The 26,461-nt window shown below is 62.4% G+C and carries 20 protein-coding genes; 9 read left to right on the plus strand and 11 right to left on the minus strand.

The genetic code is table 11. The annotated features are described in order from the left end of the window. Positions 1-191: 191 nt before the first annotated feature. Positions 192-1,343, minus strand: a complete 1,152-nt coding sequence (locus ABF990_RS08520) for a cupin domain-containing protein (RefSeq protein WP_415500505.1) — start codon at positions 1,341-1,343, stop codon at positions 192-194. Positions 1,344-1,464: 121 nt separating this feature from the next. After that, positions 1,465-2,205 (minus strand): YoaK family protein, encoded by a 741-nt coding sequence (locus ABF990_RS08525; protein ID WP_415491636.1) that lies wholly within the window; start codon positions 2,203-2,205, stop codon positions 1,465-1,467. Between the two features lie 256 nt (positions 2,206-2,461). Between ABF990_RS08525 and ABF990_RS08530 the strand changes: the two genes are divergently transcribed. Next, positions 2,462-4,012 carry a cryptochrome/photolyase family protein gene (locus ABF990_RS08530; protein ID WP_415506544.1) on the plus strand — a complete coding sequence of 517 codons (1,551 nt, stop codon included), beginning with the start codon at positions 2,462-2,464 and terminating at the stop codon, positions 4,010-4,012. A 146-nt stretch (positions 4,013-4,158) separates the two neighbouring features. On the opposite strand, the gene ABF990_RS08535 is transcribed toward ABF990_RS08530, so the two are convergent. The 7 genes from ABF990_RS08535 to ABF990_RS08565 all read right to left on the minus strand — a co-directional run bounded on the left by ABF990_RS08535 (position 4,159) and on the right by ABF990_RS08565 (position 12,987). Further along, positions 4,159-5,397, minus strand: coding sequence for an NAD(P)/FAD-dependent oxidoreductase (locus ABF990_RS08535; protein ID WP_415500503.1), 1,239 nt, complete (start codon positions 5,395-5,397; stop codon positions 4,159-4,161). 37 nt (positions 5,398-5,434) lie between these two features. Next, positions 5,435-6,508 carry a hypothetical protein gene (locus ABF990_RS08540; RefSeq protein ID WP_415500502.1) on the minus strand — a complete coding sequence of 358 codons (1,074 nt, stop codon included), beginning with the start codon at positions 6,506-6,508 and terminating at the stop codon, positions 5,435-5,437. A gap of 288 nt (positions 6,509-6,796) precedes the next feature. After that, positions 6,797-8,224, minus strand: a complete 1,428-nt coding sequence (locus ABF990_RS08545) for a PLP-dependent aminotransferase family protein (RefSeq protein WP_415491641.1) — start codon at positions 8,222-8,224, stop codon at positions 6,797-6,799. A 59-nt stretch (positions 8,225-8,283) separates the two neighbouring features. Further along, positions 8,284-9,324, minus strand: a complete 1,041-nt coding sequence (locus ABF990_RS08550) for a proline racemase family protein (RefSeq protein ID WP_415500501.1) — start codon at positions 9,322-9,324, stop codon at positions 8,284-8,286. Then, positions 9,321-10,796, minus strand: coding sequence for an aldehyde dehydrogenase family protein (locus ABF990_RS08555; protein WP_415491643.1), 1,476 nt, complete (start codon positions 10,794-10,796; stop codon positions 9,321-9,323). The genes ABF990_RS08550 and ABF990_RS08555 overlap by 4 nt, the downstream gene beginning before the upstream one ends. A gap of 39 nt (positions 10,797-10,835) precedes the next feature. After that, positions 10,836-12,092, minus strand: coding sequence for an NAD(P)/FAD-dependent oxidoreductase (locus tag ABF990_RS08560; protein WP_415491644.1), 1,257 nt, complete (start codon positions 12,090-12,092; stop codon positions 10,836-10,838). A gap of 1 nt (position 12,093) precedes the next feature. Beyond that, positions 12,094-12,987 (minus strand): dihydrodipicolinate synthase family protein, encoded by an 894-nt coding sequence (locus ABF990_RS08565; RefSeq protein ID WP_415491645.1) that lies wholly within the window; start codon positions 12,985-12,987, stop codon positions 12,094-12,096. Between the two features lie 276 nt (positions 12,988-13,263). Here ABF990_RS08565 and ABF990_RS08570 point away from each other — a divergent pair, with 276 nt between their 5' ends. Next, positions 13,264-14,091: a GntR family transcriptional regulator gene (locus ABF990_RS08570; RefSeq protein ID WP_415491646.1), complete on the plus strand. Its 828-nt coding sequence runs from the start codon at positions 13,264-13,266 to the stop codon at positions 14,089-14,091. A gap of 12 nt (positions 14,092-14,103) precedes the next feature. On the opposite strand, the gene ABF990_RS08575 is transcribed toward ABF990_RS08570, so the two are convergent. After that, positions 14,104-14,514 (minus strand): tautomerase family protein, encoded by a 411-nt coding sequence (locus ABF990_RS08575; protein WP_415491647.1) that lies wholly within the window; start codon positions 14,512-14,514, stop codon positions 14,104-14,106. 43 nt (positions 14,515-14,557) lie between these two features. Further along, positions 14,558-15,907: an aspartate aminotransferase family protein gene (locus ABF990_RS08580; protein ID WP_415491648.1), complete on the minus strand. Its 1,350-nt coding sequence runs from the start codon at positions 15,905-15,907 to the stop codon at positions 14,558-14,560. Between the two features lie 153 nt (positions 15,908-16,060). On the opposite strand from ABF990_RS08580, the gene ABF990_RS08585 reads away from it, so the two are divergent. The 7 genes from ABF990_RS08585 (at position 16,061) to ABF990_RS08615 (ending at position 26,293) form a co-directional block, all read left to right on the plus strand. Then, the gene (locus ABF990_RS08585) at positions 16,061-16,816 is read left to right on the plus strand and encodes an RBBP9/YdeN family alpha/beta hydrolase (protein WP_415491649.1); all 756 of its coding nucleotides are present in this window, start codon (positions 16,061-16,063) and stop codon (positions 16,814-16,816) included. A 194-nt stretch (positions 16,817-17,010) separates the two neighbouring features. Next, on the plus strand, positions 17,011-18,294 hold the full coding sequence (locus ABF990_RS08590) for an NAD(P)/FAD-dependent oxidoreductase (protein ID WP_415491650.1): 1,284 nt from the start codon (positions 17,011-17,013) through the stop codon (positions 18,292-18,294). 378 nt (positions 18,295-18,672) lie between these two features. Then, on the plus strand, positions 18,673-19,995 hold the full coding sequence (locus ABF990_RS08595) for a TolC family protein (protein WP_415491651.1): 1,323 nt from the start codon (positions 18,673-18,675) through the stop codon (positions 19,993-19,995). Then, entirely contained in the window at positions 19,992-21,215 is a 1,224-nt protein-coding gene (locus ABF990_RS08600; protein ID WP_415500500.1) for an efflux RND transporter periplasmic adaptor subunit, read from the plus strand. The genes ABF990_RS08595 and ABF990_RS08600 overlap by 4 nt, the downstream gene beginning before the upstream one ends. Continuing rightward, the gene (locus ABF990_RS08605; RefSeq protein ID WP_415506545.1) at positions 21,215-24,280 is read left to right on the plus strand and encodes an efflux RND transporter permease subunit; all 3,066 of its coding nucleotides are present in this window, start codon (positions 21,215-21,217) and stop codon (positions 24,278-24,280) included. Before ABF990_RS08600 ends, ABF990_RS08605 begins: the two co-directional genes overlap by 1 nt. Before the next feature lies 1 nt (position 24,281). After that, positions 24,282-24,956: a response regulator transcription factor gene (locus ABF990_RS08610; RefSeq protein ID WP_415492510.1), complete on the plus strand. Its 675-nt coding sequence runs from the start codon at positions 24,282-24,284 to the stop codon at positions 24,954-24,956. Beyond that, complete coding sequence (locus tag ABF990_RS08615) at positions 24,953-26,293, plus strand: histidine kinase dimerization/phospho-acceptor domain-containing protein (protein ID WP_415501023.1); 1,341 nt, start codon at positions 24,953-24,955, stop codon at positions 26,291-26,293. The genes ABF990_RS08610 and ABF990_RS08615 overlap by 4 nt, the downstream gene beginning before the upstream one ends. The last annotated feature ends 168 nt before the right edge of the window (positions 26,294-26,461 follow it).

Genomic DNA, 26,461 nt, shown 5'->3' on the forward strand with positions numbered 1-26,461 from the left:
GCACGCTTCGAAGTCTTCAGATTACAGCGATAGACCCTTCAGGGAACAATCGCTGTAATTCCGGAAAAACTGGCTTTTGTCACACCGCACAGTCAGTGCAATCGGCTGCCCCCGGACTGGAGCCGTTTTAAGGGGCAGCCGATACGTCAGCGGAAACGGCAATCCGCTTTTTGTCCGATCGTTCAGGGGGCTTAACTGGCGTCCGTGTTCTTGCCGTTCACGACAGGTTGCCGTGTGGGTCTGAGTGCTTTGATAAGCGTGTTATCGACCTGCAGATGCCCTTTGACAAGTTCAGGGGGTGTCAGCGCCAGCCAGTTGTTCAGCGAGATATCTTTATACTGGCTTGTATGAAAGACGTTGATGACCCGCACTGGCTCATCGCCGATATTTTCGATGTAATGCGCAAGCGTTCTGGGAACATAGCCGACATCTCCGGGCACAAAATCAAATGTGCGGGCGTTGTTGACGGCATCGAAAACGGTCATGCGGGCTTTGCCGCTGATATAATATTGGAGTTCGTCGGCATCGGGGTGCCAGTGAATTTCGCGAAGTCCCCCGGGCTCCAGGTCGATCAGCAACGCGGCCAGGCTTGTGACATCGAAATTGCGGGAGTCGATAATCTGGGTTGCGCCACCCGGGTAAGCTGTCGGTGCTTTTTGCGACGCGCGAAACACATACTTGTCCGTATAATGTGTGGCGGCAAGGTCCTTGCGCACCTGTTCAAGCGGGGGCGGAACAGGCTGGCGGAAAATGTATTTCTCATGGGCTGGAATGGTGTTGAACGCGGCTTCGGGAAGGCCAAAGTTCTTGGCCAGGACTTCCCGGGGGATGTGGGCGAACAGTTCCGTCACCAGCAGGGTCTGGTTTTCGGAAAAATTACCGTCATTGAAGACAAGAACGAATTCCGTTCCTTCCTCAAGACCCTGAATGGCATGCGGAAAGCCTGCCGGAGCAAACCACAGGTCGCCGGGTTCAAGATCCTCGATCAGGGTCTGACGCTGGTCATCGATCAGATAAAACCTGACTTTTCCTTTCAGGACGTAAGCCCATTCCGCTTCCTTGTGCCAATGCATTTCCCGCACCACGCCGGGTGACAGACGCATGTTGACAATGGCCAGCTCTTTCAGGGCGCCCATCTCACGGCATGTGATTTCTCGTGCCCAGCCGCCGTCTTCAAGACGGTTATGAGCCATGGCAAACGGAAATTTCAGGTTGGGAATGCCGCCGCAATCGGTCGCGGGAGGGAGGAAGATATCGGGATTCTGGGCTTCGATTTCCGGGTTGCGGGGGCCGGCAATATTCGCACCTCTGGTGCCGATAATGGGCTGCGGTAACTGGTTCATGTGAACGCATCCTTTGGAGAAAGTTGTTCGTATTATGGTGTTTTGCAAAAAATTATAGACTGGATAATCATGTTCCCGTCATGAAGCATGAGCGGCATGCAGGCAGTGCGTGGGTGTTGGTTTATACGAATGTCGCCCCGGGGGCGGGGTCGGCATCCGTTCTGCTGCGGGTGGCCGATATTGCCAGGCCCATAAAGGCGGCGGAGGCGGTAAAGAGAGACAGGTTGTCGAAAACGTTCATGTCGAGAAACGCACCAATGGCGCCACCCAGCGCAAAGCCGAACAGGACAAGAAAAAACACGCCCGCCCACATCAGGTTGGATTCGTTATGAATGCCGTCCTTTTTAAAAAAACTCTGGGCCAGGAAATTAAAGGCCATCTGCACGACAAAGGTTACGGCCACATTGCCGTACAGCATGCCATGGTCCTTATGAAAGGCATTGCCCTGGGCTCCGGCAATGAAGCTGATAATCAGGGCGAATATCGGATAATCGACAATTTTCAGAACGGATAGAATGCCGATAACCGTTAATAAAACGCATTCGCACCACAAAATGGCAGAAGTAAATCTATGTCCGGCTTTAAGGTTATCCGTCATGACAAAGCCGCAGGCCGCCGAACCCAGCCCGAAAGCAAGAACGGCCCCGACGGAATACCAGAATGGCGTCCAGTCTGCCTGGGCCAGTCGATAGCCAATCTGCACGACATTGCCGGACTGCACGGTGGCAAAAGTCTGGGCATGGTAGAACGTCCATGCATTCATGAGACCGGAACAGAAAGCCAGTATAAACCCAACTCCTTTGTATTCCATTAATGGATATTGGCTTTTGGACGAGTCTTCTGGTGGAGGGGGAGGTATCATGTCGTGTTCCTAAAGTGTTTTGGTCAAAAAAGTGTAATATTTACTTTTTTGCCGACTGCCTCAGAGCGTTACTGTTGCAGTTCTTGGTTAAAATGCCTTTAAAATTAAAGGGAGTTCGGCAGGTCATGTTCTGTTGCGGAGTCTGGTGGGGGAGGCGGGCCAACCGGTTCGGCAGGTTCGGTCGATCGGTGGTTGCTGCCTGCATGCCATGCGCCTGCCATACCGGTATGGGGATTGCCTGTTTCCATACTGACCCGTGACGGCTACTAAAGCGCAGACGGGGCGGGATGAGGAACAGACCGGTTTGAGCGCGACAGGAACAGAGACCGCCAACATCACCGCTGCTGGCGGCAAGTGTGTTGTCATGTGGTTCAGGGACGATCTGCGTCTTGCGGATAACCCGGCTCTTCAGGCCGCGGTGGATACAGGACTGCCGGTTGTGTGCGTGTTCGTGCATGACCCGGCATTGCCGCTTGGGGCCGCGGCCCGCTGGTGGCTGGACGGTGGACTGCGCGCGCTGCACACGTCCCTTGCGGTGCATGGCGGCGCTCTCCTGATCCTGCGCGGCTCCACCGTTGAGACCATGTGTGACCTCTTGCGTCATCTCCAGCCCGCCGAAATTTTCTGGAACCGTCGTTACGCCCTGCCCGAGCGCGATATGGATGCGCAGGTCAAGGCGTTCTGCAAGGCCAATGGCATTGGGGCCTCCAGTTTCGGGGCCAGCCTGTTGCATGAACCCTGGACCATTCAGACACGGGCAGGCGGCCGGTTCAGGGTTTTTACGGCGTGGTGGCGTGCCGCGATGGAAATGGGCGATCCAGCCCCAGCACTGCATGCGCCGCAACAGGTGTCCTGCCGGCCGTTATCAGGCACGACAACGACTGGCGCGCTGGGAATTGGCTCGCGGGGGATTGACGCACTGGGGCTTGTCCCCACAGCGCCCGACTGGGCAGGTGGTCTGCGGGCTACGTGGCAACCGGGGGAGGACAAAGCCCTCTCATGCCTGCACACGTTCCTGAACGACGGGCTGGAGGGCTACGCCACGCTGCGCGATTGTCCCCATGGGGTCACGACCTCGCGGCTATCGCCCTATTTGCGGTTCGGCCATATTTCGCCGCGCCAGATATGGCACGCTGCGAAAAACGCGGTGCTGAGCGCGCGCGGGGCAATTTCCAGCCAGGATCTGGAAAAATTCCTGTCCGAACTCGGATGGCGGGATTTTTCGTGGTATCTGCTGTTCGATAGGCCTGATCTTGCCCGCGAGAATTTTCGCCCCGAATTCGACGCCATGCCCTGGCTGAACGAGGCAGACCTGTTTGCGGCTTGGACCCGTGGACAGACAGGCTACCCGCTGGTGGATGCGGGCATGCGCCAGCTTTGGGCCACCGGATGGATGCATAACCGGGTGCGGATGGTGGTGGCGTCGTTTCTGACCAAGCACCTGCTGATAGACTGGCGCAAGGGCGCGCACTGGTTCGATGATACGCTGGTGGATGCAGATCCCGCCAGCAACGTTGTTGGCTGGCAGTGGGTTGCTGGCAGCGGCGTTGATGCGGCGCCCTATTTCAGGGTCATGAACCCCGTGTTGCAGTCGGAAAAATTCGATCCGGAGGGTGAGTATATCAAAGAATTCGTCCCGGAACTGCGGAACCTGCCGGCTCATGCCCTGCATGCGCCATGGCAGGCCAGTGTCACGGATCTGGCGCGGGCCGGTGTCAGGCTGGGGGAAACCTACCCCCATCCGATCGTCGAACACCGTTTTGCACGCGAGAGAGCACTCGCGGCCTGGAAGGCAACGACGCGGTAATACGCGCATCCTTTGTCGCCCGGGCACGCAACCGGCTTTTGGACAGCCGGTTTCAGGGGCGAATTTTCAGGGCCGAAATGTGCCGCGCCCGGTGTGCGGGTTCTTCCGCCATTGTTCTCCAGGCCGTGCCCGGTGGTGCGGAGGCTTTACCGAAAACGCGTGGGGGAATAGGGCTGGGGGTCGAAATAGGGCGCTTCCCCATTGATCATTTCCGCCAGCAGGCGCCCCGTTACAGGGCCCAGTGTAAAGCCCTGATGCGCATGGCCAAAATGCATCCACAAGCCTTTATGGCTGGGTGCCGCCCCAATGACGGGCAGCATGTCGGGCAGGCAGGGCCGGTTGCCCAGCCACGGTGTGGGCTCGACTGCCGGGCCGAGGGCGACCAGATCCCGCGCCCGCGCTTCTGCCCGGCGCATCTGCACGGGTGTGGGTGGGGCACCCAGGGGGGCGAATTCGGCCCCGGTGCAGACGCGCAGGCCCATGGTCATGGGGGCCATCATCGTGCCTGCCTGCATGTCCAGCACCGGCATGCTCAGCCCCGTATCGCCCTTGTAATGTGTATGATAGCCGCGTTTTACAAAAAGCGGGAAGCGGTAGCCCATGGGGCGCAGCACCTCGTTCGACCACGGGCCCAGAGCCACAATGGCGTGTTCCGCCCGCACAATGCCGCTGGTGGTTCTGACATTCCACCCGCTGGTATCCTGCGTAAGGGTTGTGGCGTCGCCCACGGCCAGTGTGCAGCCTGCCTGTTCCAGGGCTTGTGCGTAACGGCCCACCAGCCCGCCGGGGTCGCGTACTGCCCACGGGTCGGTCCAGTGCACAGCCCCTGCGAAACGCTGGCGCAAAGCGGGTTCGGCTTTGCCCAGGCCGTCGCTGTCCAGAATAACGGAGGCAATGCCGAAGTCACGCTTCAGGCGTTCGGCTGTCGCGGCTTCCTCGGCCAGGGCCTGGGCCGACTGGAGCGCGACCTTGAAACCACCCGGTTTTATCAGGTCGCGCGCGCCGGATGCTTCGATCATGGCGTCGTGCTCGGTCAGGCAATGGCGGATCATTGCCTCGTAATGCCGGGTAATGGTGGGGTAGGGGCCCGTGCCCGAGGCGCGCCAGTAATCGAACAGGGGTTTGGCAAGCGCTGGCATGGCCCGCATGCTGTAATGCACGTCGTTCCCCCGTCCCAGGGCAATGCGTGCGATGCGTGACAGTTCATGGGGGAAATGGTGGGGGGCCACGCATTCCCGCTGGATCAGCCCGGCATTGCCATAGGACGTCTCCTGTCCCGGGGCGCGCCTGTCAACCAGTGTCACGTCAAACCCCCGCCGGACCAGATGCCATGCGGTACACACCCCGACCATGCCGGCGCCCAGGACAAGTGCAGTTTTTGTCACGTCGTATGCTCCAGTATTAAGCAAAAGCCGTTTTACATCAGGCCTGGGCGCGGGGGCTGTCGGCACGCGCTGTCCGCCTGCGCCGCAGGAAAGAGAACAGTGTGGCAGCCATGATCAGCAGGCCGCAATAACCGATCATGGGATAGACCGCCTTGACCAGCATGACAAAGCCCAACTGGCTCATACCCCATGCGCAGCCGGTAACCAGCGCGGCACCTTTCAGGCGTGACAGGCCATATTCTTCCAGGCGGGACGACAGGGCATAGGTCATGCCGACGGATGAACAATACAGCTTGACCAGAATAACCGGCAGCAGCACCGCCCCGAACACCGGCGAAATCCGTCCGGCCAGCAGCAGTGTCGGCACGGCAGCCCCCCTTATGGCGTCGACCTGCACGAACAGCACGAAGGCAAGTCCTGCCAGCAGCAGGCCGAACGCGCCACCCCCCGCCAGCCCGCCAAGCCGGGCCAGTCGCAGGTCAGGCACCTGCCCGCCCAGAACCAGCAGAACAGCCGCCGCCCCGGCAATATTGTAGGAGACATACAGCACGGCAGCGACCAGCCAGTGCCCTGCGGCATGCGGCTGCTGTTGGGCGGCCTGTTCCAGTGCGGCCACAGGTGCGATGGGCTGGTGCAGGCTGTACCCCAGCATGATCAGCACCATAAGGAACACCAGCGGTGTCATGATACCGATAAGATTGACAATGCGCCTGACATCCAGCCCCATGGTCAGGCATGCCAGCACGGCCATGATGGCCGATCCCACCCAGGCGGGAGGGCCGAACTGCTGATGGATCGAGGCCCCGCTGCCCGCGATCATGACCGTTATCATGCACAGCAGGAAAAATGAGAGCAGGATATCGGCCGCCCAACTGGCCCGTGCGCCGAAAAGCTGCGTCATGGCCTGTTGGTGGGTAGTAATGCGCAACTGGCTGCCGATCGTGTAGAGTTCCATGACCAGCAGCATGAAGAACGCGCCGGACACCGCTGTGCCAACCAGGCCATAAAGGCCGAACGCGTCAAAGAACTGAACCACTTCCTGGCCGGAGGCAAAGCCCCCACCGACCATAAGCCCGATAAAAGCAGCCCCCAGGCGCACGATATCCTTCATGCCGTGACGGAGCCCGACCGGTTGCCGCACCCGACTGCGGCCGGAAGGGCGGCAGCGCGGAACGGGGCCGCCGGACCTGTCGGGCGGGTTTCAGGCAGGCCATGCCCGGTATCGGGCTGACGGCATGGGTCATGGTCGCGCCTGCACTTGATCCGTCGCATCATGGTCATGGCTTTCGTTTTATGCCCAATGCACCCATGGGCTGGTATGGCCAGCCAACGCTAGCACGGCAAAACGGGGCTGCCTATGCGGTTGCCCAGGCGTGGTTACGGGCATTATGGGCTGGGCCTACCCGCCAGACAGAAAGTCATGCAGTCGCTCGTCGCCGGAATAGGCGACATTGAAGCGGAGGTAGGAGGACGGGCGGTGATCGGGATGAAAATAGGTCCCCGGCGCAAGCAGGATTCCGCGTTCCTGTGCTGCTTCCGTCAGGGTCTGGACATTGAAACGGTCAGGGGCGCGGGCCCACAGGAACATGCCGCCACGGGGTTTGGCATAAAGGGTAAAGCCGTTGCTTTCCAGGGCCGCGGCAATATGGCGGCGGCGCTCTTTCAGGCGTTCTTTCAGGCGTGTCTGGTGCAGGCGGAACTGACCGTCGGACATGATGTGGTGAATGATCGTTTCCGAAAAACTGCTGCTGGTCAGGCTGCTGGCCATTTTAAGGCGCAGGACGGAGGCTGCTATGGCGGGAGGGCAGGCCATGTAGCCCACACGCATGCCGGGCGATATGGTTTTTGAAAAACTGCCGATATGGACAACACGTTGCAGCCGGTCGAGCTGCGCGAGCGTGGGGGAATTTTCGTCGTCCAGCGCGCCGAATGTGTCATCTTCAATGACGAACACACCGAACTGTTCGCATAGCGAGAGAATATGATGTGACACGTAAGGGCTGCAACTGGTGCCCGTAGGGTTCTGGATGCGGGTATTGATAAAGAAAAAGCGTGGCTGATACTGCTCGAACACCTTGCGCAGACTGTCCAGGCAGGGGCCCTGCGGCAGTCTGGGCACGCCAACCATGTTCAGGCCCAATGCCGTCAGGGCGGGAAAGAGGTTGCAGTAGCCGGGCTCTTCCACCACCACCGTATCGCCCGGCCGGGTCAGTGCGCGGGTCGCCAGTTCAATGGCCTGGCTGGCGCCGTGGGTCACGATGATCGACGCCAGGTCGCACGGCACGTCGTCCCGCAGCAGAAAAGCCTGGATCTGTTCGCGCAGCCCCCTGTGCCCGTAAGGGTTGCCGTAGGAGAAAATTTCGGGATCGGGCCTGCGGGCAAGGGCGGCGGCGGCCTGGCGTATTCCGTCGGTATACAGGTAGGTGGGCGGGAGCCAGCCACATCCGGCATTGAGCGTTTGCGACGGTTCTTCGTAAATACGCTGCAAAAGCCAGAGGGAATCGACCGAGGGTCTGATAGTTCCGGGCGTGGGGGCCGGGGGTGCCGCTGTCGGGCGGGTGGCCACAAAATAACCGCGCGCCGCCTGCACGTCCAGCAAACCATCGGCGACCAGCTTGTTATAGGCATTGGCGACGGTCAGCGTGCTGACATCGCATTGCGCTGCCATCCGCCGGATGGAGGGGAGTCTGGCATGTTCGGGCCAGTCGCCGCTTTCTATACAGGTGGTAATCTGGCTGACAATCTGGACGACCAGGGGTGTCTGGCGCGTGCGGTCCACACATATGGTATTGCGTATTGCCTGTTTTATGGTGCGTCTGCCCGCCACGATCTGCCCCTGCCGGTTGTGCATTGGCCCAGCATAGCCGCAACACGGGTGGTTTGCACCTATGCGGGCGCACCCCATGTGTCGGACAGGGCAAAGCCCTGCGGGAACGGATCGGTCGGGTCGATGCGCAGTTCCTCACGCCCGTAAATCCAGGCGCTGCCGGTAATTTCGGGTATAATGGCCGCATGCTCCCCGACTGTGCAGGTATCGGCTACGTGCAACGTGAATTCTCCCCCTCCAATGGAGCGTGAGACACGTGTATCCCCCCGGCGGACCAGGCCGCGCGCATACAGTGTTGCCAGATTGGCCGAACTGCCCGTGCCGCAGGGTGAGCGGTCAACCCGGGCGGGGTCCAGAATGGTGCAGGTGCGGACAGCCCCATCGGGTTCGATATCGCGGAACATGACATAGGCGATCGTATCTACCCCCGGCAGATCGGGGTGGCTGACGCTGACCTGCGCTGCAATCTCGCGTTTCAGGGCGGCACCGGCCTCGGCCAGATCGCGGGCGTGCTCTGGGCGGATTTCAAGCCCGATGTCACGCACATTCACCAGGGCGTAATAGACACCGCCAAACGCGATATCGACCGCCATGCGGCCCCATTTTCGGGTGTTCACCGGGTGGGCCAGGTGGTGTGCAAAGGCTGCCACATTGCGCAGGGTCACGGTCAGGCACCGTCCGTTTGCGCAGTGTGCCACGGCCCGCACCAACCCTGCCGGGGTGTCCAGGTGGAGCACGGTCCGGGGTTCGCACATGGGTACCTGCCTGCTTTCCAGCAGGGCGGTCACCACGCACAGGCAGTTGCTGCCCGACATGGGATGGGCGCGATCGGACTGAAGGACAATAAACCCGGCATCCGCATCCGGGCGGGTTGGCGGCACCAGCAGGTTGACCGACATGGCCGCATGCGCGCGCGGTTCAAGGGTGACGAAGCGGCGCAGGCTGTCATGCCCGTGGTTGATGGCGGCCATTTTCTCCATCATGGTTGCGCCGGGCACGGGGGGCGCCCCCTCCACGATCACCTTGCCGATCTCACCCTGACAGTGAACCTGGAGCAGCTTCAGAACCGGCCAGGGGGCTTGGGCGGGGAAAGGCGTCATGCGATATACCACCCCCATGGCTCCTGACCGACAAACCGGGTAATCTGTTTTGTTTCAAGGTAATTGTCAAAACCCCAGCGGCCGAGTTCCCGCCCGATCCCCGACTGCCTGTAACCGCCCCACGGGGCTTCGGTAAAGGTGGGCTGCGAACAGTTGATCCAGACAATACCCGCGCGGAACGCGGCGGCCACGCGCTCGGCACGTTCGAAATCCGTGCTCATGACCGCCGCCGCCAGCCCGAAGCGGCTGTCATTGGCAAGGCGGATGGCTTCATCCTCATCCGTAAAAGGGCGCAGGCATACGACCGGGCCGAAAATTTCCTCCGTCCAGGCCGCACTGTCCAGCGGTACATCGGTCAGCACTGTGGGTTCGAGAAAATACCCCTTGTCCAGACCCGGGGCTGCCCGTCCGCCACTGGCCACCGTGGCGCCATCGTCGCGGGCCCTGTCGATGGCGTGCAGAATTCTGTCATACTGCGCGCGGGATACGATAGGGCCGAGCAGAACCCCTTTATCCATGCCATTGCCGATTCTGATTTTACGGCTTTCTTCACACAGTCTTTGCAGAACGCGCTCGTAAATGCCCTGCTGCACGAGAACGCGCGACGTGGCCGAGCAGACCTGTCCCTGGTTCCAGAAAATGCCGAACAGGATCCATTCCACCGCATCTTCGAGAGGGGCATCGTCAAAGATTACGAAGGGGGATTTTCCGCCCAGTTCAAGGCTGACGGTTTTGATATCCCGCGCGCAAGCCGCCATGATGCGCGAACCCGTCGGCACGGAGCCGGTAAAGGCGATCTTGTCCACGCCGGCATGTTCGCTCAGCGGCTGGCCGGTTTGCGGGCCGGTGCCATTGACAATGTTCAGCACCCCCGGTGGCAGCCCTACCTCATCCGCGATGGCGCCCAGTTCCAGCGCGCTCAGCGGTGTCAGTTCGGAGGGTTTGAGAACAACCGTGCACCCGGCCGCCAAAGCGGGGGCCACTTTCCAGACCGCCATCAGGAACGGGAAGTTCCACGGGATAATCGCCCCGACCACACCCAGCGGTTCCCGCACGGCCTTGGACACAAACCGTGTATCGGGCAGTTCTATGGGTTCCTCCGGGGTGCGGGCAAGTTCATCCGCCAGATTGGCATAGAAGTCGAAACAGCCTGCTGCGTCGGCTATGTCCCAGTCGGCTTCTGGCAGGGGCTTGCCGTTGTCGCGCACTTCCAGGGCGGCCAGCCTGTCCTGACGGTCGCGAACGGCCTGGGCAAAAGCCCGCAGGTAGCGTGCGCGTTCACTGCCCGGCATGCGCGGCCACGGCCCGTGATCGAAAGCAGCCCGCGCGGCATGCACGGCCTGGTCGATATCTGCCGCCGAACCGGCCGCCACATGGGCGAAAACCTGTTCTGTCGCGGGGTCGATGACAGGGAGCGTGCCGCCCAGCACCGGGGCGACCCATTGTCCGTTAATGTAAAGTTCTGTCTGCATGTCGGCTGTGTTCCGGGAAAAAATTCGGCGGGGTCTGTGTCAGAAACGGTCGATCCGGAAGGGCCGGATATCGAAAGGGGGTGGTGCCCCCGTGGCAAGGTCGGCCATGACCCGTGCGGTGGTCGCGGCTTCGGTCAGGCCCAGATGGCCATGCCCGGTTGCATAGAACACGCCACCCACTCTGGCCGATGCCGACAGGATGGGAACCGTGTCGGGCAGGGCCGGGCGGTGCCCCATCCACACCGTGGCGCCGCGTGTCTGCAACCCCGGCAGGGCACGGCGCGCGTGCCTGAGCAGTGCGGTCGCGCGGCTGTAGTCCGGTTCAGCCTCGAGCCCCGCCATTTCAACCGTGCCGCCAACACGCAGGCCCCCCGCTGTCGGGGTTATCATGAACGCGCGTTCGGGCCAGATCAGGGAATGGGCAAGATGCACGCCGGGCGATGGCAACTGGTTATGATACCCCCGCTCTGTCTCAAGCGGGATGTCTTCGCCCAACAGGCGTGAAAGGTCGCGTGTATAGGCCCCCGCGCACAGAATGACGTTTTTGCCCATCAGGACCCGGCCGTCATGCAGCCTTACTCCTGAAACCCTGCGCCCGTCACGGATGAAATCCGTAACATGGCCGCGTGCAATCTGGCCGCCACGCTGTAGCAGGGCGGACAGAATGCGACCCGTCAGAACGAACGGATCGGCGATGGAGCGGTTGGCCGGGAGCAAAACCGCCTTGTGCATGGTGGATGCAAGGGCGGGTTCAAGCTGACGGAGGGCAGGGCCGTCCAGAAGCGTATAGGCAAAGCCGTGCCGGTCCAGTGCTGCCAGATGGGCAGAATCGGCCCGGAATGCCGCTTCGGTTTCATAAAGAGACAGGCAGCCTGTTTCCGATAACAGGTCCTCGGCCCCTGCGAGTTTGAGAAACGGCGGCAGGTCGGTCTGCGCACGGTGGCACAGTGCCGCCCCCAAAGCCTCCAGCGCGTTGACCGTTCCGGGGCGGCTATTGCGCAGGAAACGCCAGAACCAGGGCAGCAGCCTTGGTGCATAACGGGGTGCAATGCTTACGGGGCCTGCGGGGTCCATCAGCCATCGGGGGATATGCCGCCAGACATCGGGGCGGGATGTCGGCAGGAACTCCGTTACGGCAATACTGGCCATGTTGCCATAAGACGCGCCACGCCCGGGGGTGTCGCGGTCCAGCAGCAGCACGTCCTGCCCCCGGCTTTGCAGTTCCAGTGCGATGGCGGAGCCGATAATGCCCGCGCCCACGACAATGGTTGGGGTGGTATCGGCCCGCGTGCTCATGTCAGGCGGTTGCGGACAGAACGGATTGCAAAAGGCTGCCAAAAGCCTTTTTCTCATTCTCGTTCAGTGGCAGCAGCGGTTTGCGTGGCAGGCCCACGGGCAGGCCGAGCAGTTCGCAGCCATATTTGATTTTCTGCACGAACTTACCGGCCTCCATGTCGTTCATGACCGGGTAGATCGCACGCGCCACGGCCTGGGCCGTTGCAAGGTCACCGGCGGTGAACGCGTTGTAGAATTTCACGATCGGCGCGCTCAGGCAGTTGGCCGGTGCGCAGATCCAGCTTTTGGCGCCCCACAGGAAAAAGTCGAACGCCTGATCGTCGCTGCCGCAACACAGGGGAATTTTGTCGCCGTAACGGCGGTCTATTTCCAGCGCACGCAGCAGATTACCGCTACTTTCCTTGATGCCGAGCACGCGCGGGTTCTCTGCCAGCGCGTCCATGACCTCGTACCCCACCTCAACGCCCGCGCGCAACGGGAAGTTGTAGAGCATGATATTGACATCGGTTTCCGCAAGAACGGTCTGGTAATGCGCCAGCAGTTCGTCCTGTGTGGGCAGGCAGTAATAGGGCGGGGGCAGCAGTACTGTCGTGTAGCCCAGCCTGGCCGCGACCTGGGTATGCTCCAGCACTTCACGCGTGGAGCCGCCATTGGTGCCCGCAATCAGCAGCCCACGCCCGTCTGCCGCCTCTTTTACCGCACGCAGCACGTCCGCCCGTTCGGTCGGGGTCATGGCGTAATATTCGCCGGTGGACCCCATGGGCGTCAGGCCATGGACACCTGCGGCGAACTGGGCATCGACCACCTGTTCCAGAACCGGGAAGCTGATTTTGTCGTTTTCGTCAAAAGGCGTGACAATGGCAGGTAGTATGCCTTTTACGTCAATGTTTTTCATGTCGTTCTCCTGAGCCGGGTGGCCATGGGACCGCAGGGTGACGGGTATGGCGCGCGACGTGGCAGGCCCCGCATGCCGGGGCGCAAAAGCGTGCGGGGACATCATTTCTGTCGATACTATGTCGACATTAGGTCGCCATGACAAGAGCCGTGAATGGAGTCGCCCAGTCTTTTCCGCTGCCCGCGCGTGGGTGGATACTGGACTTGCAGCTTTTGTTTCCGGGGCGTGTGTGCAAGACTTATCCCGATAACCAGCTTGACGGACCACACGCATCTCATGGCCATATCCTCCTCCTCCAGTCAGCCCCGGCGTTCCAGTTCGCAGCTTGTTTATGACACCCTGCGTGAGGACATACTGGTGCTGGCCCGCAAACCGGGGGAAATGCTGGACGAGACGGAACTGGCCGAACGCTTCGGCCTGTCGCGCTCACCCGTGCGCGAAGCACTGATCCGTCTTGCGGGGGAAGGGCTGGTAGTTATGCTGGCCAGTCGCAGCACGGTTGTCGCGCCGATCGATATTGCCAGTTTTCCCAGTTATGTCGCAGCACTGGACCTTGCCCAGCGCGCCAATACGCGGCTTGCGGCAATTTGTCGTACCGAGGGGGACTTAAAAACGATCCAGGCGCGGCAGGCTGCTTTTATCCAGGCGGTGGAGGGCGGCGAACATCTGGCCATGTCCGAAGCCAACAAGCAGTTTCATCTGGCCATAGCCCATGCGGGCCGGAACGCCTATTTTATCGATTTTTATGAAAGATTGCTGAACCAGGGCCAGCGTATGCTGCACCTGCATTTTGCCTATCTGGAACGCAGCAACGAAAACTACCTGCTGACGGAAGAACACCAGCTCATGCTCGATGCCATCGCGGCAAAAGACGCGGATGAGGCCGAAAGACTGGCCCACATGCATACACGCCAGTTCCAGCAGAATTTTATCGACTTCATGCGCGAAACCTACACGGCGTCCATGACGCTCGACGGCAGCGGGGCAGAACGGGTGGCAGGCCGCGCGAAGGCGAAAAAGCAGCCCGAAAAGGCTGTCGGGGCGTCGGCCCCGCGGCCTGCCGCCCGCTCCCGCACGACCCGGGTGCCCCGCACCCGGGTCTGACGCGGGCTGGCGTCAGGTGGCGGCGGGCTTGCCGCCAAGTTCGCCGGTCAGGAACTGGGCGCGGCCCAGCCCGAAGGACCAGTGGGCATCCTCGTTTTCCACGACGGACACCATGACGTCCGAGGGTTTGATACCGCAGGCGGCTTCCAGTTTTTCGACAAGAAGGCGGTAGAACAGGGCATTTTTTTCAGCCCCGCGCGGGCGGCTGAAAACCTGGAGCAGCACCACGTCCTTCGTGCGTGGAATATCCAGGCCCGTATCTTCCACAATCATGTGCGATGGCTTGTGTTCGGAGACGATCTGGTACCGATCCCGCGCCGGTACCTCGAAAGCTTCCAGCATGGCGTCATGGGCGGCGTCGAGCAGGGTCTTGATCTCGGCTTCCGTGCGGCCGGTGTTCACGTGGAAGTGCAGAAGGGGCATGGTTTCGTTATCCTTTCAGAAATGCGGGTGCGTAGTGTTTTGATCAGGCCAGGGCGGCGATGATCCTGCCCAGGCTCGCACCCATGTCGCGCAGTTGCTCCGGGGTGGAGATGAACGGAGGCCCGAAGGAAATGGTGTCTCCGGTCACGCGCAACAGCAGGCCATGCTGCACGCCCTGTTCGAACACCTCAAGCCCCCTCGCGCCGGGTTTACCGTCACGCGGTTTGAGGTCTATGGCGGCGGTCAGGCCGATATTGCGCAGGTCATGCACATGGGGCAGGTCGCGCAGGGCATGAATGGCCTCTTCCAGCACCGGTTCGAGTGCGCGCACGCGGGAGAGCAGATTGTCCTCCTCCATGATGTCGAGCACAACATTGGCTACGGCAGCCGCCAGCGGGTGACCGGAATAGGTATAGCCATGGGCGAATTCGATGGCGTTTTCAGGCCCGGTCATGAAGGTGTTGTAAATTTCGGGTGTGACGATCACGCCCCCCATGGGCACGATCCCGTTCGTGACCGCCTTGGCGAAGGTGATCATGTCCGGGCGTACGCCAAAGCGCTGGGCGGCGAAGTTTTCGCCCATGCGGCCAAAGCCCGTTATGACTTCATCAAAAATCAGCAGAATACCGTGTTTCGTGCAGATTTCGCGCAGGCGTTGCAGGTAGCCCACGGGGGGCACGAGCACCCCGGTGGAGCCCTGAACGGGTTCGACAATGACAGCGGCGATGGTCGAGGCATCGTGCAGGGCCACCAGGCGTTCCAGATCGTCGGCCATCTCCGCTCCGCATTGCGGCTGCCCCTTGGAAAAAGCCATGCGCGCGTGGTCGTACGGGTGACGGATATGGTCCACACCAGGGACCATGACAGTCGCGAACATCTTGCGGTTGGGCACGATCCCACCCACCGACATGCCGCCCAGCCCCACGCCATGATAGCCGCGTTCACGCCCGATCAGCCGGAAACGCCCGCCTTCGCCACGCAGCTTGTGAAAACCGATGGCGATTTTCAGTGCCGTATCCACTGCCTCGGACCCGGAATTGGCAAAAAAGACATGCTCCAGCCCCGCCGGCGCCATGTTGGCGATCCGTTCGGCCAGGCGCACCGCGCCGGGGTTCGCAAGCTGGAAGGAGGGTGCGAAGTCAAGGCTTGTGGCCTGGTCGTACAGGGCCTGGGCAATGCGGGGGTTGCCATGGCCAAGGGGTGTACACCACAGCCCGGATAGGGAGTCGAAAACCCTGTGGCCGTCCCCCATGGTGTAATATGCACCCTGTGCGGCAGCCAGAACCCGGGCGTTGCCCTGCGTGTTGACGTACCGGTTGGCCGTGAACGGCATCCAGTAGCGGCCGGCGCGCATGGTTGTGGCGCAGTCGAAGTCGTTCTTGATCTCTGACATGGGGATGCTCCGCTCGCATGGGAAATGACGATACAGGGGTAAAACCATTACGGGATCAATCTGATAGGCATTTCGTGTCATATTGCATATAGACAGTTTGGCCAGTGACGGCTGAACCTGTAGTGGTCTGTTCTGCAAGGTGCCGCGCCGTCTATGCCGATGCCGCCGGTCCGGCTAAACTCCAGCCCGCTTGAACGCCAGTCTGTCGGGGCTGTCGCCCGCCTGTTCCTGACCCGTCTGCTTTTGCACCGTGTCACACCTGTTGAAATTGTACAGATGCCCTTAACCCTGTCCCCTCAAGATACTGCGTCACCTCCCGCGTCTTTACAGGCCTTTGATGTTGTCACCGTGCCGGGGCTGGACAATTCCGGCCCCCTGCACTGGCACACGGCCTGGGAACGTCACCTGCCTGCGCACGGGATCGCCTGCATACGACTGGAGCAGGACAGTTGGTCGGACCCGGATTATGCGGCCTGGAGCCACCGGCTGGGCCGCACGGTGGAGCGGGCGACCCGGCCTGTACTGCTGGCGGCCCATAGTCTGGGCTCCGTGCTGGTGGCGCGCTGGGCCGCGGAAAACCCCCGCGCGGCCTGTAACGTGGCCGGGGCTTTGCTGGTGGCCCCCGCCGATACGGAAGAATACAGCGGCCCGGACATGGCCCGTGTGGCGGATTTCAGGCCCCTGCCACGCGGGGGGCTGCCTTTTCCCGCTATTGTGGTTGCGAGCGATAACGATCCTTGGCTGGCGTTCGCGCGGGGGCGAATGCTGGCCCAATGCTGGGGGGCTGAATTTTTGCCCGCTGGCAGCTACGGTCATCTGGGCAGCGACGCAGCGCTGGGGGAATGGCCCACAGGGTTGTGTCTTCTTGATCGGCTTGCACGGGCGCATACCCGTAAGGCCCGTTCCTGAACGGGGGGGCTCTGCGCGCCCCAGGTGCGTGCGATGCGGGGCAGGCGGGGCCGCGGGCGGCCCAGAATTCGCTTGTCAGCAGCGGTGGAAAGAAACTAGGTTTCTACCGATCTGTTTAGGTGCGGGCGTATCGGTTGTCCGGTGCGCCGGGGCCTGTGTTTACGGTGTCTTTTAAACGGATCTTTAGTACTGCGATGGCTGAAAAATCTGAAATTCTCGTTGTTGGTGGTGGTGTTGCGGGCCTGGCCCTGGCCACGCGGCTGGGCAAGACCCTGGGCAAGCAGGGGGCTGCGCGCATAACCCTGATCGACAAAAGCTTCTCCCATGTGTGGAAACCCATGCTGCACTGCTTTGCGGCGGGCACGGTGCAGAACGAGAACAACCGTATCAGCTTCATGTCGCAGGCCAGCCATCATTATTTCGATTTCTGGCCGGGTGAGGTCGTGTCCGTCGACCGCCTGAACCGCAAGGCCGTGCTGGGGCCGTTCCGCTCCGCTGACGGGTCAGTGGTGCTTGACGGTCGCACGGTGGATTACGACGCGCTGGTTCTGGCCATTGGCAGTTGCGCCAACGATTTCGGCACGCCCGGCGTTGCCGAACACTGCCTGTTCATCGACAATCTGATCGAGGCCAACGGGTTCAACGAGAAGTTCCGCATGGAACTGCTCAGGGCCTTTGCCGCGAACGCGGAACTGGATATCGCCATTGTCGGCGGTGGGGCCACGGGCACGCAGCTTGCCGCCGAACTGCACAAGGCACTCGATCTGGTGCGGCTTTATTCGTTCGAGAAAAACCCGCCCCGGCTCAGGATCACCCTGCTCGAAGCCGGGCCGCGTATCCTGCCCGCATTCCCCGAACAGGTGTCCGAGGCAGCCAGGCAGGAGCTTGAGCGCATCAAAGTGGATGTGCGCACGTCCGCCATGGTGTCGGGGGCGGATGCGGGGGGCTTTACGCTCAAGGACGGGTCTTACGTGCCTGCGACGCTGCGTGTGTGGGCGGCGGGGGTCAAGGCGCCGGATGTTACGGCCCAGTTCGGCGGTCTTTCACTGAACCGGTCGGGCCAGATTATCGTGCAGCCCAACCTGTGTTCGGTGGACGATGAACGGATATTCGCGGTGGGGGACTGTTCGTTCATTCGTGACGAACCCCTGCCGCCCACGGCCCAGGTCGCGCGGCAGCAGGCGCACCATCTGGCCCGGCATCTGCCCGCCCTTATCCGCAACGGAACACCCGTGCCCTCATGCGTTTTCCGCAACAAGGGGGCTATTGTCGCGCTGGGTGACTATAATGGCTGGGGTACCCTGCCCGGCGGCACGGTTTTCGGCGGTGGATGGCTGCACGGTTTGTCAGCAAGGCTTGGCCATATGATGCTTTATCGCCAGCATCAGGTTGAACTGTACGGCCTGCCGCGCGGACTCATGTCCTGCCTGGCCGACTGGCTGGATACGCTGGTGCGTCCCTCCGTCCGACTGGACTGAGGCAGGCTGCCACCACCACGCGGTCCCTGAGCGCGTCGGCCATATTGTCCGTCCCGTGATGCAACTGGCGGGTGTGTCCGCTCACTCCTGCCGGGCATGCGCGCCGTAGACTGCGCCATCATTCAGGTTCACGTCAGCTTCCTGCGCTAGATATGGTCCTGTCGCCGGTCTGATCCGGCAAGAACCGCGGGCGGATTGCAAAAGAGTGATGGCGTTGCACAGGATCGCGGCAGGAGCAGGCTGCCTTGCAGGCATGGGCTCTTTTTTTCCGCCAAGCGCGACGTCCCGGCATGTGTTGTGTGTCCGGCATGCCTTGCTTGCCCCCGCCGCGGGGCTGTGGGGCGCGCGCATGGCGGCGGCATACGCGGTTCAGAAAACGTGAACATCCGACATATTGCGGCGGTGCTCTGGCTGGCGCTCACCAGTTACCCCGCATCGGCCCAGGGTTGGTCGACCAGTATCAGTGTATCGCCCCCGGCGGATGACGCGGCGCCAGCCTCGGCGCAGGCCGAAGGGCAGGCTGGTCATGGCGGTCGTGCGGCATTCCGCAACGCGCTGCGCAGCGCCTGGAGTCTCGATCCCGCACGGGCCGAATTGCAGACACGCCGGCATTCGGCCGATGCCAGGGCCAGTGCGGCAGGTGGCTGGTTTGCCGGTGGGCCTGTGGTTTCGGGGTCCTATATGGACGATCATTTCATAGGCACCAATATTGGCTACACGACGTATCAGGGCGCTGTGTCCGTGCCGTTATGGCTGCCGGGGCAGGGCAGTGCCACGCAGCACGTAGCGCAGGCGCAGGCCAGCACGCTGGAAGACCAGCTTGCCGTTGAACGCATGGCCCTTTCCATCCGGGTTCTGGATGCGACCGCCGCCGTGCGGATCGCGCGCGACAGGCTGGATGCGGCGCACACCCTGTACGTCGATATGCAGCACCTGGAAGGCATGATCTCGCATGCCGCCGGGGTGGGCGAGGCAGCCAGTGCCGATGTGCAGCAGATCCGGGCCGCGACAGCCACCGCCCAGAACGCCCTTCGCCTGGCGCAGGAGGAGCAGGCCAATGCGCGCGCAACGCTTGAAAGCCTGTGCGGAGCGGGGATGCAGGAACCCGATATCAGCTTTTACGACGCCCCCACCCTGACCCTGAGCCGCCTGAACGACCCGCAGGACATGATCGAACAGGACCCTCGCGTGCGGGCGGCCCGGGGCGCGGTCAAGGTGGCGGAAGCCAATCTCGATCTGGCCAGGCGGTCCTTCATGCCCAATCCCGAAATCGGGGTGGATGCCATTCATGAAGGACAGTACCAGAGCCCGTGGGACAATCGCGTGGGCTTTCATGTCAGCGTGCCGCTGCCCAGCGATGTGCGCAATGTCCCGATCATGACGCAGGCGCGCGATCAGATGAGCACGGCAACCGGCCAGCTTGAACAGGCGCGCCGTATGGTCAGGCTGGAACTGCAACGCGTGCGTGAGCGTGTGATGGCGGCGCAGGGCACGCGTCTGGCGCTGGCCGATGCCGCAGCCAACCTGCGCCACCGCGCGGATGCCGAGGAAAAAGCCTGGCGCACGGGCGAGCATGCGCTCGATGTCGCCCTGCGTGCCCGCCAGGATGCGGTGCGCGCCGCGCTGGACGCCAGCCGTGCGCAGACCGAATGGCATGTTGCCGTCCTGCGCCTGATGATCGCCACGGGGGATGAATTATGACACGCGATAAAGCGTCCGGCATGACGTCGGGTCGGCGCGGTGTGTGGCGCGGGCGGGCAGGGCCGTTCGGTCTTATGGCCGTTCTGATACTGCTGGCGCAGGGCAGGCATGCCCTGGCGGATGATCCCGCGCCGGACCTCCACCCCGTGCAGATCGCGCCGGAGGCGGTACGGGTCGAGGGGATAGAGATCGTGCAGGCCAGGCAGGGCAGCCTGGCGCCTGTGCTGTCCGTTATGACGCGTGTCATGCCCGATACGACACGGGTGGTGGCCATACGCCCGGCAGGCAGTGGCAAGGTGCTCGATATCGCGGTGCAACCCGGCTCACGCGTCAGTCGCGGCAGCGTGCTGCTGCATTATCAGGACCACAGCCTGCATACCGCCTTCGAACAGTCGGCCCAGCTTGCCGCCGCCCTGACTGCCGCCCGTGCGGCGCGTGACAATGCCGCCGGCGCATACCAGCGTGGGCTCGCGCTGCGCGGGCAGACCGTAGCGGACGGTGAAGTGCGCCGCCGCAAGGACGCGCTGGCCCAGGCGGAGGCCACGGTGCAGACCCTGCTGGCCCAGCAGAGCACGCTCAGCCACCGCTTCGAGCAGGAATTCACATCCCCGTCCGAGGCCATGGGCCAGGGCGAGACATCGGCCCTTGTGGCACCGCTCGGCGGTGTGGTGACAGCACTCGACACCGCGGTTACAGCCGATATCTCGCCCGCCATGGTGGTGGCCACGGTGGCTGACCTGTCATCGGTCTGGGTTGTATCCGACGTCACGCCGGAGGACGCCGCCCGACTGGCTCCGGGCGGTGGGCAGGTTACGGCGTTGGGGGGCGCGAGCATTGTCTCGCGTATCGACAGCGTGGATCAGGCGGCCAACCTGCAAACCGGCCTGGTGCGGGTTATCAGCACCGTTCCCAATCCTTACGGAGCGCTGGTGCCCGGTATGGTGCTGAACGCCACCTTGCAGACCCGCCAGGCCATGCGCGGCGTGCTGGTTCCCGCGCAGGCCGTGCAGGTGCTGGATGGACGTAACGTTGTGTTCGTGCGTGAAAGCGCCACCGTGTACCGGCCGGTGCCGGTGGTTGTCGGGCTGGAAAACGGAGCAGACAGCGGCGGCCAGGCGCTGGTGCTGTCCGGGCTGCAAGGGGGCGAGCCTGTGGTAAGCCATGGTAGCTTCGCCCTGAAATCGGTGCTGCTGCTGGCAGGTATGGCGGACGCGGACTGATGGTGCAGGCTTTCATGCGTGCCCTCATACACCGGCCCGGCACCGTTCTGGCGTGCCTGTGCGTGCTGATGCTGGGGGGTATTGGTGTGCTGTTGGGCCTGCCGGTGGAGGCTGTGCCCGATATTTCGCCCCGGCAGGTCATGGTGTCGGTCACGGCTCCCGGTCTTGCGACCGAGGAGGTGGAAAAACTGATTACCCTGCCCGTTGAAGCCAGCATGACCGGCATACCCGGCATGACAGACCTGCGTTCGGTCTCCCGCAGCGGGTTATGTGTGGTTTACGTCCAGTTCGCGGATGATACCGATATCGATCTCGACCGCACGCGGGTGAACGAGCGCATCCAGCAGGCACGCGGGAGCATTGCTGTGCCGGGGCTCAGTATCGTCATGGGCCCGCTTGCGACCGGCATGGGCGAAATCATGCAGCTCCAGATTACCGGGGCGGGCCGGTCGCTGATGGAACTGAACCGGCTTATGACATGGTCCGTCGCACCCCAGTTGCGGCTGGTGCCGGGGGTGGTGGAGGTCAACGTCAATGGCGGGGCGGAAGAAACATGGCAGGTCACCCTGGATGAGGCCCGGCTGCTGGCTACCGGCATTTCGGTGGGGGAGGTGTTCCGCGCCGTCAATGCCAACAATGCGTCATCCGGGGGCGGGTGGATTGCCCGCCATGCCGAACAGCAGGCGGTGGTGGGGCGGGGGCTTGTCGGCAGCCTGAAGGACTTCGCGGCCATACCCGTGCGTAGCCAGCCCGATGGTTCCGTCATCCGGCTGAAGGACCTGGGGCGGGTCGAGGCAGCGCCCCGGCAGCGGCTGGGAGCCGTCACACGTGACGGCCAGGGCGAAATTGTGATCGGCGTCGTGATGATGCAAAGCGGGGCCAGTTCGTCCGCGACACTGGCCGCCATCAACCGGGCCTTGCCCGCCATCCGCCAGAGCCTGCCCGCAGGCGTGGGGCTGGTGCCATACTACACGCGCGCCACGCTGACACGCAGCACGCTCGATACGGTCAAGGAAAACCTCGTTATCGGTGCGGGGCTGGTGTTTGTCGTACTCATGGTGGTGATCGGGAGCTGGCGGGCGGCGGCGGTGATTGCCTCCGTCATTCCCGCAGCGCTGATCTGCGCCATGGCGGGCATGCGTTATTTCGGAATTTCGGCCAATCTGCTCAGCCTGGGTGCGATCGATTTCGGCATGATCGTGGACAGTTCCCTCGTGGTGGTCGAACACGTGCTGGCCCTGCGCGAAAAAGACAGAGCAACGCCTCTGCCCACGCTGGTCGCATCTGCCGCGCGCGAGGTGGCCCGGCCCGTATTTTTCGCCATTCTTGTCATCATCATGGTCTACCTGCCCGTGCTGACCCTGCAGGGGGTCGAAGGCAAGATGTTCCGTCCCATGGCGCAGACCGTCATCATGGCGCTGCTGGCGTCGCTTGTTTACTGTTTTACCTGCGTGCCGGTTCTGGCCACCCTTGTCCTGGGCCGCGTGCGCCCGAAGGGGGATACCTGGCTGATCGCCACCCTGCGCGGGCCCTATACCCGCCTGATGCATTGGGGGAGCGGGCATCTGGGTCTTCTTGTTGGTGTCACGCTCTCGCTTTTTGCCCTCTCTGTCGTGCTGGCTACCCGGTTGGGGGGGGAGTTCATTCCCCAACTGGAAGAAGGCGCTCTGGTCGTGACCAGCACACGCCTGCCCTCGGCCTCGCTCGACACGGTTCTGGCATCCCTGCAAAAGCAGGAGCAGCTTTTACGCCGCTTCCCCGAAGTCCGTGCCGTTATCAGCAACACGGGTACAGCCGCCATTCCCACGGACCCTATGGGGGTGAACGAGACAGATACGTTCGTGTTCCTGAACGCTCCGCGCACATGGAAAACGGCCCGCAGTCAGGCCGGGCTGGTCGAGGCCCTGAACGCCGCCCTGCAAAAGGAACTGCCTGACGCCCAGTATTCCTGGAGCCAGCCGGTGCAGATGCGTATGGACGACCTGCTTGCAGGCGTGCGTACCCAGATCGCGGTATCGATCTTTGGCGACGACCTGAACGAACTGGCCCGGCTTGGGCAGAAAATGGTGGCGGTCATGGCGGCCATTCCCGGCGCGGCCGATGTCGCCCTGGTGGGCGAGGGCGACATGCCTCTGCTGGTGATCGATGTCGATCGCGGGCGGGCGGCCATGCGCAATGTCGCCCAGCAGGATATTCTGGACACGGTGGAGGCCATAGGCGGGCACATAGGCCGCCCGGTGGTGGAAAACAACGCCATGATCAGCACCCAGGTCAGGCTGGACCCAAGTCATACCGGCTCTGCCTCGGCTATTGGTGCGCTGCGCGTGCCCCGGGCGGACGGGCGGGGCACGGTTCCGCTGAGCGAGGTCGCGCGTATCAGGGATATCAGCGGGGCGGTCCGCATCAGCCGTGACCGGGTTCGGCGGCGGGTGGTGGTGCAGGCCAATGTGCGCGGACGCGACGTGGGGTCCTATGTGGCCGAAAGTCGGCAGCGCGTCAGGCAGGACATTCACCTGCCGTCCGGCTACAGCATGGAATGGAACGGGCAGTTCCGGAACCTGCAATCCGCCATGGCGCGGCTCGATATCGTGCTGCCCATTGCCCTGCTGCTCATTTTCGCGCTGCTGGTGGCGGCGCTCGGGTCGTGGGTTTCGGCCTTGCTGGTGTTCACCAACCTTCCCCTGGCGGCAACGGGGGGCATTGTCATGCTGTACCTGCGGGGCATGCCGTTCAGTATTTCGGCCGGGATCGGGTTTATCGCCCTGTTTGGCGTGGCCATTCTCAACGGCGTGGTGCTGGTGGGCAGTATCCATGTCTACGAACGCAGCGGCATGGACACGGCTCGCGCGGTGCTGGCGGCGGCGGAATCGCGCTTCCGTCCGGTCATGGCGACCGCTCTTGTGGCCAGCCTGGGCTTTTTCCCCATGGCGTTTTCAGGCAGTGCCGGGGCGGAAGTGGAACGCCCGCTGGCCAGCGTCGTCATTGGCGGGCTGATTTCCTCCACTTTGCTAACGCTGCTTGTTCTGCCTACCCTCTACGCCAGGGTAGTGCGGGACAGGTCATGACATGCGTGTGCTGATCGTTGAAGATGAACAGGATCTGGGCGAAGCCGTGCTCGAGCGTGTAAGACAGGCCGGCCATGCGGCCGACTGGTTCCTGACGCTGGAAGACGCCAGAGCCGCACTGGCGACAGTGGATTATGACTGTATGCTGCTGGACCTGCGCCTGCCCGATGGCAGCGGGCGTGACCTGCTACGCCAGATCAGGGCGACGGGCAGGCAGATTGCTATCCTCATCACCACGGCCGAGGACCAGATCAGTGACCGGGTTGCGGGGCTTGCCGCAGGGGCGGACGACTATATCGTCAAACCCTTCGATCTGGATGAGCTTCTGGCACGGCTGAACGCCGTGGCCCGTCGTTACGTGGTGCAGGGCAGCGCGCTCTCTCTGCGGGCCGAGGCCGGCACGCTGACGGTCGACCGCGATCACGCCCAGGCGTTCCGTAATGGCGAAGCCGTGGAACTGACAGCGCGCGAATGGGCCATTCTGGAACTGCTGACACGTCGCCCCGGCACACTGTATTCGCGCGAACAGATCGAAACCGTGCTGTACGACCTGGCGGACGACGTGGGCAGCAACACGGTAGAGGTATTCATCAGCAGGCTGCGCAAAAAAATCGGCAATGGCGTTATCCGCACGGTCAGGGGGCGGGGCTACGGCGTTCTGCCCGACGGCGCATGAAAAGCTGGAGCCTGACGTCCCGTCTTGTAGGGAGCGTTCTGGCCGTGGTCATGGGCTGCCTTGTGCTGCTTGGCGCGGGTCTGGTGGGTTTTATCCGTTTCGAGGTGACAGAGCGGCTAGATAATTCGTTGCAGGAAGTGTCCGAACGGCTGCAAAGCGTCATCACCCTTCTGCCGCGCACGCCCCAACGCAGCGACATTGCCTGGCTGCCGGGGGTGGGGCCCCGCACACTGGCCTACCAGATCATCGCGGCGGACGGGCGCATGCTCCTGCGTTCCCAGAACGCGCCCGAGCAGGTGTTCACAGGCGATCTCCAGACCGGTTTTGCCGACAGTCGGCGGTTTCGTGTTTATGTCGCCCCTCCTACCAGCCAGGGATATCGGGTTCTGGTGGGGGAGCCGCTTTTCCACCGGCGCGAGGCCGTACGCCGGGCCATTCTCCTATCTGTCGGGCCAACGGTTTTCCTGCTGCCGGTCATGTGGTTCCTGATCCGCTGGATCATCCGGCGGGGCATGCGGCCGCTGGAGCAGTTGCAGACCGCCATGCAAAGCCGTGGCAGCGGCGATCTCAGCCCCATTCCGCCATTGGACCTCCCAGTCGAACTGGCTTCCATCCAGAACGCGGCCAACACCCTGCTGGCCCGGCTGGAAGACGCACTGACCGCGGAGCGGGCTTTTGCCGCCAGTGCCGCCCATGAACTGCGCAACCCTCTGGCGGCGCTACAGGCTCAGGCGCAGATTCTGGCAGGCAGCCTGCACAGCGACCCCAAAGCCCGGCAGCGAGCGGAACTGATTGTTTCGCGCATCCAGGGCTTCGGGAAAATGGTCGAAAAAATATTGCAGTTTTCACGCGCCTCATCCGGTGTCGCGTTCCGGCGCGCAAAGCTGGACCTGTTACCCGTGCTCGAACTGTTATGCCGCGATCTGAGCAGAGGTGAGGTATCGGGCAGCCGGATTCGCCTGGTCAGGCACGGGTTCGAAACATTTCCGGTCTGGGGGGATCTGGATGCCGTGGGAATCCTGTTCCGCAACCTGCTCGAAAACGCCATGCTGTATGGTATTCCCGAAACGCCGGTCGATATTCACCTCGGCCCGAACGGTGTGGTCGAAATCCAGAACGCCTGCACACCCCTGCCGGCGGAGGTCAGATCACGCCTTTCGCGCCCCTTTGTGCGAGGTGGCTCCACAAAGCCCGGCACCGGGCTGGGTCTGACGATAGCCCGGCTTATTAGCCAGCAGATGGAAGCCGGCTTCGCTATTTCCGACGCAGGGCAGGAGGGAACATTTACAGTTCGTCTCACTTTTCCGCAGGCGGGAGCCGCCCCAACAGAAACATGAAAATTTTGTAACATATTTTATGGGTCTGTTTTCGCGGATTGGGGGCTGATTTCTGGTTGAGTGAATCGGGTTTTTTGGGGGGGGAATGCTTTTTTTTGAATGGTTTAGAATTAGGTGTTGACGGTTTGGTGTTGGTGGGTATAGAAGCTGCTTCACCGAGGCGCTGAA

It is taken from the genome of Acetobacter sp., assembly GCF_047723915.1.
Classification (GTDB): Bacteria; Pseudomonadota; Alphaproteobacteria; order Acetobacterales; family Acetobacteraceae; genus Acetobacter.